This window comes from Microbacterium sp. A93 (assembly GCF_051842835.1).
The window spans coordinates 148494-161369 of sequence record NZ_JBPXMT010000002.1; the positions used below are offsets into that span (position 1 = coordinate 148494).

Sequence of the window (12876 nt, forward strand, 5' to 3'; positions counted from 1 at the left end):
CGAATTGTGGGGGCGAGGGCGAGAACGGCGAAGTCAGCCGGCAGTCCTACCTATGGACATAGTGCGAAACTGCGCTAATCTGGTGTGACCCCCGTCACTCAGAAGGAGTCCCTTGTGACATCACCGTCGAAGCCCACCGCCGCCGGTCGCGTTTTGGCCATCCTGGACACGTTCACCGACCGCCACGACAGCCTGACCCTCAGTTCGATCGCCCGCCGCGCCGGGCTCACCCTGCCCACCGCCCACCGCCTCGTCGGCGAGCTCACTGAATGGGGCGCCCTGCACCGCCAGCCGGACGGCGAATACACCATCGGCCTGAAGGTCCTCGAATTGGGCTCTCTGGCCGGCCATCGCCTGAGGCTCAAGCAGTTGGCACACCCCTACCTCCACGGCCTCCACCACGCCACGAACACGAACATCCACCTCTCAGTGTCGATCCAGCAGGACGTCCTGTACCTGGAGTCCATGCTGACCCCCGGCGGCGCCCCGGTGACGAGCCGCTTCGGCGGGCGATGGCCCATGCACGCCACCGCCACCGGCCGCGTCCTGCTCGCCGCCGCCACCCCGGCGGAGCTGGAGGCCTCCCTGCGCCAGCCGCTGATGGCCTATTCGCCGCACACGGTCACCGATCCGGAGGAGTTGCGTCTGTTGCTGGCCGAGGTCCGCCAGCATGGCGTGGCCGTGGCCTATGACCAGATCGCCACCGGCGTCGTCGCCTTGGCCGCCCCGATCACCGGACCTCATGGTCGTGCCGTGGCCGCGGTGGGCGTCACCGCCCCGAAGGACCGCTTCACCGCACAGCAGCTGATCCCGCCCCTGCTGACCACTGCGCGCCGAATCTCCGCCGCCCTCAACGGACCGGACGACGAAAGCAACACCCTCCAAGATCTTCGCATCGCCTAAAGTGCGAGATAGAGTGACCATGGCAATTTAGAGTCTGGGATACCCAACGTCAGGCCAGTCCACAGAATGATCACCGCAGGGAGTTTGAGCCAGACGATATGTCCGAAGAATCCGGCCCGCTGGCACCCTCCTCAGAAGACGACAGCACGAGCAGGCCTCCGGTGTTCATGAGTACGGAACTCCGCTTGGCCGGCCGAATCAATAGGCTGGCTCAGATTCTAGAAAGGCCATTCCAGCAGCAAGTATCCGCCCAGTTCGAGATCACCCTCTCTGACTGGAGGGTCCTCGTTCAAATCGTTCAAAGACCGGGAGTAACCGGCTCCGAAATCGCGGCCACTACAGCGTTGCCCGCCATGAGCGTTAGCCGCTCCGTACAGACACTGCGCTCTGCCGAGCGCGTGACATCTCAGATCGACCCGAACGACTCACGGCGAAGGCGACTATTCCCGACAGACGCAGGCCAGATGCTGTATAACCACATCGCGCCACAAGCACTGGAAGACATCGTCCACGTCATGGACGTCCTCAACGCCGACGAGAAGACCTTCTTCCTTGCGTTGATTGAGCGACTCAACAACCGAAGCGACGAGTTCTTGTCCTGACGCGGCACGACGTAAAACCCTAAGTTGCGTCGTACAGTCCCACTGATTCCATCCCGCTTGTGACAAAATTATCACCTACTACTCCGCGAAAATAACGACTGTTCACCATTGACGACCAAGTCGCGGTCGTGAATACTATCAGTTGTTACTATTTTTCCGATGCTTGCCCTGGCCCGGAATTTCCAGATTCGAGGAGCGCACAGACGATGAAGACACTGACACGTGACACCGACACGAATCTCACGAGCGTGACCGGGCACGTTTCCCCTGACGCTTTCAAGTCCCTTTTCAGGTCTCACCCGGGGCCAGTAGCAGTCGTGACAGCAAAAGGCACCACCAAGCCAGTGGGCTTCACCGCCACGTCCGTCATTTCGCTGTCTGCCGAGCCGCCACTCTTGGTCTTCTCGGTATCCTCCACGTCCTCCAGCCTAGAAGCCATGAAGGTCATGGAACATGCCACCGTCCACCTTCTCGATACGAACCATCAAGACCTTGCCCAACACTTCGCTACTTCAGGCATCGATCGATTCGCCGACCTCGCATGGACGCCGATGCCCGATGGTGCGCCCCTCATCACGGATGTACAATCCTGGGCCTGGGGGACCATCGCCCATCGTTTTGAGGCGAGCGGATCCCTCCTCATCACCTTGAGAGTAGACAAAAGCTCATCCTCGGAATCCAGAACCCCACTGCTGTACAAGAACCGCCTATATTGCCACCTTGACGAGGGGTGACCTTGGGTTATAGGACGTCGAGAAACCTCCCTCAACACCAAGGGGCGCCCGCCACTATGCGGGCACCCCTTGGTGCTACAGGGTCAGGTACAACCGCCCGAGAGGATGGCTCAGACCTGGCCGGCCCGGCGCCAGGAGCCCTCGTAGTTGTCCCGCACCTCGGAGGAGTAAGGCACCGGGGAGACCGTCACGTTGACCTCGATCTGGCGGTGACGCTCCACGGTGGTCTTGCCGGAGCCGCCGTCAGGCTCGCCCCAGATGACCTTGAGGCGGTCTCCGACCTTCACGGACGGGTCCACCACGGCCAGGGAGAGCGCCGTGCGCTCATTGGCCGAATAGCCGGTGAACATGGACAACCCCACGACCTTGCCGGACTCGTCCACCACGGAATCGAAGTTAGAGGAGCCGTAGTTGGCGTTCGGCAGGTCGAAGAACTTGTAGCCGATCTCGCCCTTGCCGTACATGGAGGCGTGGATGGTGGCCATGTCCGCGTCGTCCCAGGCCAGCGTCACCTTGTGGCGCTGTGCGGAGGCGTCGACCTGCTCCAGGGCCTCGCGGCCGATGAAGTCGTGGTCGAACTTGATGAAGTTGCCGTAGCCCAGCTCCCACGGGGTCGTGTAGTAGTCCTCGATGTTGTTCGAGACGAAGGAGCCGGCGATCGCGTTGTTCGCCTCATAGGAGTCCGCCCCGAGCCAGGCCCGGTAGTCGGCGAGCATGCCGTCGCCCGAGTAGATGGCGGGCAGCGGTGAGGGGATCCACCCGGATTCCAGGGTGTTCGAGGAGTACGCACGGGCGCCCACGGCGGCCAGGCCGAACTCGGCGCCGGCCTCCATGATGGCCTCGCGGACCTTGTCGTAGTCCTTGTAGTCGCCCCACAGCTCGAGCCCGGGGGCGCCGGCCATGCCGTGGCGCAGGGTGCGCACGCGGGTACCGGCCACGTTCATGGTGTCCATGTGGAAGAACTTCAGCTGCTCCACGGGGCCGCCGTTGACCTTCTCGATGACGTCCCAGGCCTTAGGGCCCTGGATCTGCAGCCGCCAGTACTCGCGGGACACGGACTTGCCCATGGGGCGGGACGGCGAGCGCCGGTCCTCGATGAGCTCGACGTCATAGCCGCCGGTCTCGGCGTGGAACTTCAGCCAGTTGGTGGCGGGTGCGCGGCCCACGTAGGTGAACTGGTCCTGCTCCTCGTGGAACAGGATGCCGTCGCCGATGACGTGGCCGGCCGGGGTGACCGGGACATACTGCTTGGCGCGGTTGACGGGGAAGTTCTCCAGCGAGTTGATCGCGGTGTAGGAGACGAGCTTCTTGGCGTCCGGGCCTTTGATGATCAGGTTGTCCATGTGGTGGGTCTGGTCGAACATCACGGCGGACTCGCGCCAGGCGATGACCTCGTCCCGCCAGTTGGTGAACTCAGGGGCCACCACGGGGTAGACGTAGGCGCCCACCTTCGAGTTCCGCATCATCTCCACGGGGCTCCCCGCGGCTTCCATGGCCTGCTGCAACGACTTCTGGTCCGGCATGACTGATTCTCCTGAGGTTTGGGGGTGTGACGGCGCTTACTACCTATGAGCATAGGTATAGACCTGTGATCTCGGCAACACCTGCGGCGCAGGAGGTTACTTCGAGCCAGCCGCGCCGACGTTGCGCATCGCAAAACCACCGCCATCCACGGCCAACACCTGGCCGGAGATCCACCGGGCCTGGTCCGTGGACAGGAACACCGCGGCCGAGGCGATGTCCCAGGGGGACCCCTCGGTCTGCAGCGCCACGTTCTTCCGTCGCGTCTCCCGTTGCTCCTCGCTCATGCCGCGGGCCGCGAAGGCACCCCAGATCATGCCGACACGGATGCAGTTGACGCGGACACCCTGCGGGGCCAGCGAGGCGGCGGCCCCCACGGAGAGTTTCTCGATCCCCGTCTTGGCGATGGAGTAGGGCATGGCGGGGCCGCGGCCCTCGGCGGCCCCCGAGGAGACGGTGACGATCGATCCGCCGGGTTTCAGGTGGGGTTTCGCGGCGACCATCAGCCGCCAGGCGGCCTTGAGGTTGAGGTCGAAGGTGCGGTCCCACTCCTCTTCGCTGACCTCGAAGACACTGACGGCACCGCCGCCGCCGATGGTGGTGGCCACCACGTCCAGCCGGCCGAAGTGCTCCTGCGCGGCGTTCACCGCAGTCCTGGTCGACTCCTGATCGAGCAGGTCCACGGCGAAGGCCTCGGCCTCTCCCCCCGCATCCCGGATCGCCTGCACGGTCCGGGCCGCGGCCTGCTCGTCTCGGTCCAGGACGGCCACGCGAGCCCCGGCAAGATGGTAGAGCCAGGACATCGCGAAGCCCACGTTGCCCAGCGGGCCGGACAGGCCGCCACCGGCCACCACCGCCGTCCGGCCCTGGAGCCACCGGTCCGGGGGGCTGGCCAGGGCGTCGGTGAGGGGCGCGGGGAATTCGGTGTCTGACACGGGGATCTCCATCCGGAAGCAAAGGTGTGGTCAGCACCCATCGTCGCCGGTGCGGCCCCACCCGTCCGTTCCCCTTTCACCGGACGGAAAACCGCCTCAGCACTCCGGGATGTTCACCGCCACGTTCACGGCGAGTCCGCCGCGGGAGGTCTCCTTGTACTTGGACATCATGTCCCGGCCGGTATCCCGCATGGTGGTGATGCACTCGTCGAGGGACACCCGGTGGGTGCCGTCCCCGGCCAGGGACAGCCGGGCGGCGTTGATGGCCTTGACGGAGCCGATCGCGTTGCGCTCGATGCAGGGGATCTGCACCAGGCCGGCGATCGGGTCGCAGGTCAGTCCGAGGTTGTGCTCCAGGCCGATCTCGGCGGCGTTCTCCACCTGTTCGGGGGTCCCGCCCAGCACGGCGCACAGCGCACCGGCGGCCATGGAACAGGCCGAGCCCACCTCGCCCTGGCAGCCGACCTCGGCGCCGGAGATGGAGGCATTGCGCTTGAACAGGGTGCCGATGGCGCCGGCCGTCAGCAAGAACTCCTCCACCTTGTCGTCATTGCACTCGCGGAACATGTCGAAGTAGTGCAGCACGGCCGGGATGATCCCCGCGGCCCCGTTGGTCGGGGCGGTGACCACGCGGCCGCCAGAGGCGTTCTCCTCATTGACAGCCAGGGCGAAGAGGTTGACCCACTCCATGGCCCACAGGGCGTCCTTCGTATCTCCCTTCGCCTCTTGCTCGCGCAGCCGGCGCCGCAGTCCGGGTGCGCGCCGCTTGGCCAGCAGGACGCCCGGCAACACCTCCTCGGTGCGGGTGCAGCCATTCTCCACGCACTCCTGCATGACGGCCCACACCTGCAGCAGTGAGCTGCGGATCTCCTCGGCCGTGTGCCGGGTGAGTTCATTGGCGTGCATGACCTGCGCGATGGACAGCCCTGACTCGCGGCAGCGTTGCAGCAGCTCGTCCCCGCTGACGAACGGGTACGGCTCGGGGACGTCGGGCTCGGCATCCGCCGGATTCGTCATGTCCTCCGCCGTGACCACGAATCCGCCGCCCACGGAGTAGTACTCCTGGGTGGACACGACGCCGGCCCCCTCGGCACGGTCTTCGACTCCGGTCCCAGCTGCTGCAGCAGCCTCCTCGGTGGAGTAGGCGGTCAGGCGCATCCCATTGGGGTGGCCGGGTAAGGACTCCCAGCCGTTGAGCACCACGTCATCCTGCGCGGAGAAGGCCACCTCGTGCGTGCCGTCCAGCCTCAACCGTCCGGAGTCCGCGGCCTCCGCCACCACCACGGGGGCCTCATCAGCACCGATCGTCTCCGGGTCCAACCCGGCCAGGCCGAGGATCACGGCGTCGTCCGAGCCGTGGCCCCGACCTGTGGCGCCGAGGGAGCCGAACAGCACGGCCTTGATCCCCACCACCTCTCCCAGTCGGCCGGATTCGGCCAGGGATCGGGAGAAGAGGCGGGCGGCCCGCATGGGGCCCACGGTGTGGGATGACGAAGGTCCCAGGCCGATCGAGAACAGGTCCAGCACACTCAAGGTCACAGTACGTCCTCCTGACGGAACTCCGACATGGCGTCCACCAACCAGCGTACGAGGAACTCGGCGAAGGATGCACGGGGGTAGACGCGGTATTCCTGTTCCCCGGAGCGGTGCAGCAGCACCGGGACCACTCCCACTGCCGTCACGATCGCCTGACCGACGGGGAAGGAGCGCGGGTGCAGGTCCGCCTGGCACCCCTTCTCCAGGACCTCCCGGGCCGAGGGGCCGGCCAGCTCGAGGATGGTGCGGTTGGCGGAGAGGTCCAGCACCTGGCCCGGCAGCCCCTCGAGGGCCGCCTCGAGGCCGTCTGCGTCTCCCGTGGACTGCTCCCGGGAGACGTCCACGGCCAGGAACTCGTCCGGGGCCAGCCACAGTACGTGCTGTCCGGAGGCGTTCCCGGTGCTCTGGCCGTGACCGGTCGGCAACGGCACGCCCAGTGTGGCTTCCAGGGCCCGGGCGGACGCGCTGCCCGGGGTGGCCCGCAAGCCGACCTGGACGGTGAAGGGCAGCTCACGCAGGGACACGGCGCGGGCGCCGGTCACCTCGGCCGCCTCCATGAGCTCGGCCAGGTGGGCCGCCGGGGAGGTGCGGAGTGGTCGGGTGGTCAGGTTCTCAGCCATCACGGCGGGTCCCTTCGGGGTCGTAGAGGTTGGACGAGGTGATCTCCACCTCGACGTATTCATCGCCGTTCGGGCCACCGGCGCCCAGCGGTGAATGCACGATCTCGCCGATGCGGTTCCGGCCGTTGTCCACGAGGGCCAGACCGAAGGTCCGGCCCAGGGCGGGCGAGTTGTAGGAGGAGGTGACGTGGCCGATCATCGGGACCGGGCCGGCGTCGGGAGTCAGGGGGGTCCCGGCCATCACCAGCTGGGCACCCTCCGCGAGCCGCGTGGTGCGGTCCACGGGGAGCACGCCGACCAGATGACGGCGGTCCGGCCGGGCGGTGTGCGCCCGGGAGAAGGAGCGGTTGCCCACGAAGTCCTTCTTCTTCGACACGGCCCAGTCCATCCCGGCGTCCTGCGGGGTCACGGTGCCATCCGTGTCCTGGCCGATGATGATGAGGCCCTTCTCGGCGCGCAGCACGTGCATGGTCTCGGTGCCGTACGGGGTGATCCCGAACTCGGCACCGGCCTCCGCCGCGGCCTCCCAGGTGGACAGCCCGGAGAAGGCCTCGACGTTGATCTCGAACGCGAGCTCTCCGGAGAAGGAGATCCGGCAGATCCGGGCGCGGGTCCCGTTGGCCAGGGTGGTCTCACGGAAGGCCATGAACGGGAAGGCCTCGTTGGAGACATCCAGGTCCGGGGCCAGCTTCGCCACCACCGCGCGGGACTTCGGCCCGACGACGGCGATCGTGTTCCACTGCTCGGTCACCGAGGTGAACACCACGTCCAGCTCCGGCCACTCGGTCTGATGCCACTCCTCCAGCCAGTCCAGGACCTTGGCGGCCCCGCCGGTGGTGGTGGTCATGAAGAACCGGTCCTCGGCCAGGCGCATGGTCACGCCGTCGTCGAAGAGCATGCCGTCCGCGGAGCACATCAGCCCGTAGCGGCCCATCCCCACCTTCAGCTTGAGGAACGCGTTGGTGTAGATGCGGTTGAGGAACTCGGCCGAATCGGCTCCGCGGATCTCGATCTTGCCGAGGGTGGAGGCGTCCATGAAACCCACGGAGTCACGCACGGCGGCACACTCGCGGTAGACGGCGGCGTCCAGGTCCTCCCCCGCCTGCGGGTAGTACCAGGGGCGCTTCCACTGGCCCACGTCCTCGAACTCGGCCCCGGCCGCCTCGTGCCAGGGGTGGATCGAGGTGACGCGCGCCGGATCGAACAGCGTCCCGCGGCGGCGGCCGGCCACGGCGGCGAAGGCCACCGGGGTGAACGGCGCGCGGAAGGTGGTGGTGCCGATCTCGCCGAGGTCGCCCTCATTCAGCGCCGCGGCGATCACGCCGATCGCGTTGACCCCGGAGGTCTTGCCCTGGTCGTTGGCGGTGGAGATCGAGGTGTAGCGCTTGACGTGCTCCACCGAGCGCATCCCGGCCCCGGTGGCCCGCAGGACATCGGCCACGGTCTGGTCCCGCTGGAAGTCCACGAAATGGGTGTCCCAGTCCACCGGCTCGCCGGCCAGGGCCGGCACCAGCCACAGCGGGCGGATGGCACCCGGTGCGGCGGCGGGGGCCGGCGCGTCCGGGATCAGCAGCGGTGCGGCGGAGCCGGTGGACTGCGCCGCCCAATGGCCCGCCTCGGCGCCCTGCGCCAAGGCTTCGCGCAGGGTTCCGGCGCCGGTCATGGCACCCACCGTCTGCTGGTTCTTCACGGCGGCGGACGGCACGAACGCGGCGATCGCCTCATCCCAGCGCAGGGCGCCCTGGCGCTGGCTGTGCAGGTGGACCACCGGGGAGTGCCCGCCGGAGACGGCGAGCAGGTCCACGTCCAACCGCTCCGGATCCCCCGTCAGAGCGCCGGTCTCATCCACCGCGGAGACGGTGATGCCGCTGATCCGCCCGGCGGGTCCGTCACCGGCGGTGTCCGCCACGGCGGCACCGAAGATGCCGCGCACGTCCGTGGACTCGAGCACCTGACGCGCGGTGGCGGAGGCCTCCGGCCGGGAGTCGACGACGGCCACCACGGTGGCGCCGGCGGCGTGCAGGTCCGCCACGAGTGAGTAGGCGGAGTCGTTGGTGGTGGCCACCGCGATCCGCTCGCCGGCGAGCGCGGCGTACCGGTTCAGGTAGGTACGCACGGCCCCGGCCAGCATGATGCCGGGGCGGTCGTTGTTGGCGAACACGATCGGGCGCTCGTGGCTGCCGGTGGCCAGTACCACCTGGCTGGCGCGCACGTGCCAGATCCGCTGGCGGGACACCCCGGGCCGCTCGCGCGGCGGCAGATGGTCGGTACGGTGCTGTACGGCCACCACGAAGTTCTCGTCGTAGCTGCCGAAGGCGGTGGTGCGGGGCAGGTAGGTGAAGTCCTCGGCGGCGGCGAGGCGGTCGAGGGTCGCGGCGGCCCAGTCCCGGGCGTCCATCTCGTCGATGGTGTCCTCGCCGTCACCGGCACGGCCGGAGAGCAGTGAACCACCCGGGGCGGGCTGGTCGTCCATCAGGATGGTGCGGGCACCGGATTTCGCGGCCTCGCGGGCCGCGGCCAGTCCGGCCGGTCCCGCCCCGACCACGAGCACGTCGGCATGGACGAACTTGTGGTCGTAGACCGCCTCGTCCTTCGTCGGGTCCATCACGCCGAGTCCGGAGAGGTACCCGGCGCGCATCCCCTCGGTCAGGCCGACCGTGGTGGCCGGCAGCATGGACTCGTCCACGTGGCCGGTGAAGCGGGCGGCCACGGTCACCAGGGCGTTGGCCTCCTCCACCCCGGCGGACAGGATGCCGCGGGGACGGCGCAGGTACAGGGAGGGCCCACAGTCCACACGCCCGGCGGCCACGAGGGCGCTGGCCAGCGTGTCACCGGGGTGGCCGGCGTAGTCGGTGCCGTCCACCGTGAAGGCGATCTCACGGCTGCGGTCGATCCCGTGTCCGGGGGCGCGTCCGGCCTCAAGACGGGAGGTGTTGGCGGTGCTCACTGGTGGCCTCCGTGATCGGTGGAAGGGTTGACGGGGCTGGAGGGGGTGGTCCGGGTGGAGTTGCTATGACCCGGGTCCTTCAGCTCATCGGTGTCGGGGCGGGGCGTCCCGGCCGGATAGGTGGCCGTGAACTCATAGGTCCGGGTGTCCCGCAGGGCGTTGAACCACTTGCGGCAACCGGCACCGTGTTGCCAGCGTTCGGCGAACATCCCCTTGGGGTTGTCCCGGTAGAACAGGTACTCGGCCCAGCCGCGGTCGTCCACGGAGTGCGGGTCTTCGGGATAGGCGATGTGGGCCTGGCCCCCGTAGTGGAATTCGGTCTCGTTGCGCGGCCCGCAGTGCGGGCAGTCGATCAGTAGCATGGTTCTCTCCTGCCTGTACCTTCCTAGTGGGCCACGGCGGCGGCGCCGTGCTCGTCGATGAGGTGTCCGGTCTCGAAGCGGTCCAGCGCGAACGGGGCGTTCAGCGGGTGGGCCTCGCCGGTGGCGATGGTGTGCGCGAAGGTGTAGCCCGAGGCCGGGGTGCCCTTGAAGCCGCCCGTGCCCCAGCCGCAGTTGACGTAGAGCTCGTCGATCGGCGTGGTGGAGATGATGGGTGAGGCGTCGAAGGTGGTGTCCACGATCCCTCCCCACGTCCGCAGCAGATGCGCCCGGGAGAAGATGGGGAACAGCTCGCACGCCGCGGCCAGCTGCTCCTCCACCACGTGGAAGGCGCCGCGCTGGCCGTAGCCGTTGTAGGCGTCGAGCCCCGCCCCCATGACCAGCTCGCCCTTGTGCGCCTGGGAGACATAGACGTGGATGTGGTTGGACATCACCACGGTGGGGTGTACCGGCTCGAACAGTTCCGAGACCAGGGCCTGCAGGGGATGGGACTGGATCGGCAGCCGGAACCCGGCCAGGTCGGCCAGCACCGAGGAGTGTCCGGCGGCCGCCAGTGCCACCTTGCCGGCGTTGATCCGGCCGCGGGACGTCTCCACGCCCACCACCCGGTTGCCGTCCTTGACGAAGCCGGTGACCTCGCAGTTCTGGATGATGTCCACGCCCATCTCGTCGCACTTGCGGGCGAAGGCCCAGGCCACGTGGTCGTGCTTGGCGATCCCGGCGCGCGGCTGGTACGTGGCCCCCATGACCGGGTAGCGGATGTCGTCACCGGTGTTGATGATCGGGCAGAGTTCCTTGACCTGCTGCGGGTCCAGCCACTCGGCGTCCACGCCGTTGAGCACGTTGGCGTTCACGCGGCGCTTGGACTCGCGCACGTCCTGCAGGGTGTGGGCCAGGTTCATCACGCCACGCTGGGAGAACAGGAAGTCGTACTCCAGCTCCTCCGGCAGGCCCTCCCACAGTTTGAGGGAGTGCTCGTAGATCGCGGCCGACTCGTCCCACAGGTAGTTCGAGCGGATGATCGTGGTGTTGCGGGCCATGTTGCCGCCGGCCAGCCAGCCTCGCTCGAGGATGGCGATGTTGGTCATCCCGTGCTGTGAGGCCAGGTAGTAGGCGGTGGCCAGGCCGTGGCCGCCGCCGCCGACGATCACGGCGTCATAGCTCGGCTTGGGGTCCGGGTTGCGCCACAGGAAATCTGGGTGCTCGGGTAGCAGATCGGCCATGTCAGGCTCCCATCGGTGTCAGGTTGGGGTAGAGCGGGTGGGCGGCGGCCAGCGCGCGGGCGCGCTCGCGCAGGCCGGAGAGCACCTCGGCGGGTACCTCGGCGGGCACCCCGGGGACGACGCCGGCCGCGGCACCTTCCGGGCCGGCGTCGCCTCCTGCCTCGGTGCGGGCAGCGGCACCGGCGGCGCCGGCCTTGAGGGTCTCCGCGATGATGTCCGCGACCTCGCGGAAGGCGTCCTCTCCGAAGCCGCGGGTGGCCAGCGCCGGGGTGCCGATGCGCAGGCCGGAGGTGGTCATCGGCGGACGCGGGTCGAACGGCACGGCGTTGCGGTTGATGGTGATGTCCACGGCGGCGAGCAGGTCCTCGCCCTGCTGGCCGTCCAGCGGGGAGTCCCGCAGGTCCACGAGGACCAAGTGCACGTCCGTGCCACCGGTCAGCACGGTGATCCCGTGCTCGGCCACGTCCGGGCGGGTGAGCCGCTCGGCGAGCAGGCGCGCGCCGGTCAGGGTCCGCTCCTGACGGTCCTTGAAGCCGTCAGAGGCGGCGATCTTGAAGGCCACGGCCTTGCCGGCGATCACGTGCTCGAGCGGTCCGCCCTGCTGGCCCGGGAAGACGGCGGAGTTGACCTTCTTGGCGATGTCAGCGTCATTGGTCAGGATGATGCCGCCGCGCGGGCCGGCCAGGGTCTTGTGGGTGGTGGAGGTGACCACGTGGGCGTGCGGCACCGGGGAGGGATGCAGCCCGGTGGCCACGAGCCCGGCGAAGTGGGCCATGTCCACCATCAGGTAGGCACCCACCTCGTCCGCGATCTCGCGGAAGCGGGCGAAGTCGAGCTGGCGGGGGTAGGCGGACCAGCCGGCGATGATGAGCTTCGGGTTGCTCTCACGGGCCAGGCGGGCGACCTCGTCCATGTCCACCTGGTGGGTGGATTCGTCCACGCCGTAGGCCACGATGTTGTACAGCCGGCCGGAGAAGTTGATCTTCATCCCGTGGGTGAGGTGGCCGCCGTGCGCCAGGTTCAGGCCGAGCACGGTGTCCCCGGGGCGGATCAGCGCATGCATGACGGAGGCGTTGGCCTGGGCACCGGAGTGGGGCTGGACATTGGCGTAGGCCGAGCCGAACAGCTTCTTGACCCGCTCGATGGCCAGTGTCTCCACGGCGTCCACGTGCTCGCAGCCACCGTAGTAGCGGCGCCCGGGATAGCCTTCCGCGTACTTGTTGGTCAGCACTGAGCCCTGGGCCTGCATGACGGCGGCGGCGGTGTGGTTCTCTGAGGCGATCATCTCGAGGCCTTCGCGCTGGCGGTGCAACTCGGCGTCGATGTGACCGGCGATCTCCGGATCCAGGTCCGCCAGGGTCGCGGTCAGTTCGGCGGGTACGGTCTGGGCTGACTCTTGGGTCTGGGTCACGGTGCCTCCTGTGGCGACGCTGAAAGACAATTGATATATCAAGCTGCGACCAAGAGTATGATGG

The 12876-nt window shown here is 68.0% G+C and carries 11 protein-coding genes; 3 read left to right on the top strand and 8 right to left on the bottom strand.

Going from position 1 to position 12876, the window contains the following annotated elements; genetic code table 11:
• The first annotated feature begins 114 nt into the window (after nt 1-114).
• From ACSU1G_RS04960 to ACSU1G_RS04970, 3 genes are all read left to right on the top strand, one after another.
• A complete protein-coding gene (locus ACSU1G_RS04960; RefSeq protein ID WP_439278810.1) occupies nt 115-903 on the top strand; it encodes an IclR family transcriptional regulator in 789 nt (262 codons plus the stop codon).
• A gap of 98 nt (nt 904-1001) precedes the next feature.
• Nucleotides 1002-1505, top strand: a complete 504-nt coding sequence (locus ACSU1G_RS04965) for a MarR family winged helix-turn-helix transcriptional regulator (protein ID WP_439278811.1) — start codon at nt 1002-1004, stop codon at nt 1503-1505.
• Between the two features lie 206 nt (nt 1506-1711).
• Nucleotides 1712-2239 (top strand): flavin reductase family protein, encoded by a 528-nt coding sequence (locus tag ACSU1G_RS04970; protein ID WP_439278812.1) that lies wholly within the window; start codon nt 1712-1714, stop codon nt 2237-2239.
• 110 nt (nt 2240-2349) lie between these two features.
• Here the strand turns inward: ACSU1G_RS04970 and ligM are convergent, their stop codons facing one another.
• The 8 genes from ligM to glyA form a co-directional block, all read right to left on the bottom strand.
• The gene (gene ligM, locus ACSU1G_RS04975; RefSeq protein ID WP_439278813.1) at nt 2350-3762 is read right to left on the bottom strand and encodes a vanillate/3-O-methylgallate O-demethylase; all 1413 of its coding nucleotides are present in this window, start codon (nt 3760-3762) and stop codon (nt 2350-2352) included.
• Between the two features lie 96 nt (nt 3763-3858).
• Nucleotides 3859-4695 (bottom strand): SDR family NAD(P)-dependent oxidoreductase, encoded by an 837-nt coding sequence (locus ACSU1G_RS04980; RefSeq protein ID WP_439278814.1) that lies wholly within the window; start codon nt 4693-4695, stop codon nt 3859-3861.
• 96 nt (nt 4696-4791) lie between these two features.
• A complete protein-coding gene (locus ACSU1G_RS04985; protein WP_439278815.1) occupies nt 4792-6234 on the bottom strand; it encodes an L-serine ammonia-lyase in 1443 nt (480 codons plus the stop codon).
• Entirely contained in the window at nt 6231-6851 is a 621-nt protein-coding gene (locus tag ACSU1G_RS04990; protein ID WP_439278816.1) for a sarcosine oxidase subunit gamma, read from the bottom strand. The genes ACSU1G_RS04985 and ACSU1G_RS04990 overlap by 4 nt, the downstream gene beginning before the upstream one ends.
• The gene (locus ACSU1G_RS04995) at nt 6844-9798 is read right to left on the bottom strand and encodes a 2Fe-2S iron-sulfur cluster-binding protein (RefSeq protein WP_439278817.1); all 2955 of its coding nucleotides are present in this window, start codon (nt 9796-9798) and stop codon (nt 6844-6846) included. The genes ACSU1G_RS04990 and ACSU1G_RS04995 overlap by 8 nt, the downstream gene beginning before the upstream one ends.
• Nucleotides 9795-10160, bottom strand: coding sequence for a sarcosine oxidase subunit delta (locus ACSU1G_RS05000; protein ID WP_439278818.1), 366 nt, complete (start codon nt 10158-10160; stop codon nt 9795-9797). Before ACSU1G_RS05000 ends, ACSU1G_RS04995 begins: the two co-directional genes overlap by 4 nt.
• Nucleotides 10161-10183: 23 nt before the next feature.
• The gene (locus ACSU1G_RS05005) at nt 10184-11401 is read right to left on the bottom strand and encodes a sarcosine oxidase subunit beta family protein (protein WP_439278819.1); all 1218 of its coding nucleotides are present in this window, start codon (nt 11399-11401) and stop codon (nt 10184-10186) included.
• A gap of 1 nt (nt 11402) precedes the next feature.
• A complete protein-coding gene (glyA, locus tag ACSU1G_RS05010; RefSeq protein WP_439278820.1) occupies nt 11403-12812 on the bottom strand; it encodes a serine hydroxymethyltransferase in 1410 nt (469 codons plus the stop codon).
• Between the last annotated feature and the right edge of the window lie 64 nt (nt 12813-12876).

Coding starts and splice junctions, on each gene's coding strand:
- ACSU1G_RS04965 (WP_439278811.1), top strand. CDS start 1,002: ATGTCCGAAGAATCCGGCCCGCTGGCACCCTCCTCAGAAGACGACAGC.
- ACSU1G_RS04970 (WP_439278812.1), top strand. CDS start 1,712: ATGAAGACACTGACACGTGACACCGACACGAATCTCACGAGCGTGACC.
- ligM (WP_439278813.1), bottom strand. CDS start 3,762: ATGCCGGACCAGAAGTCGTTGCAGCAGGCCATGGAAGCCGCGGGGAGC.
- ACSU1G_RS04990 (WP_439278816.1), bottom strand. CDS start 6,851: ATGGCTGAGAACCTGACCACCCGACCACTCCGCACCTCCCCGGCGGCC.
- ACSU1G_RS05000 (WP_439278818.1), bottom strand. CDS start 10,160: ATGCTACTGATCGACTGCCCGCACTGCGGGCCGCGCAACGAGACCGAA.
- ACSU1G_RS05005 (WP_439278819.1), bottom strand. CDS start 11,401: ATGGCCGATCTGCTACCCGAGCACCCAGATTTCCTGTGGCGCAACCCG.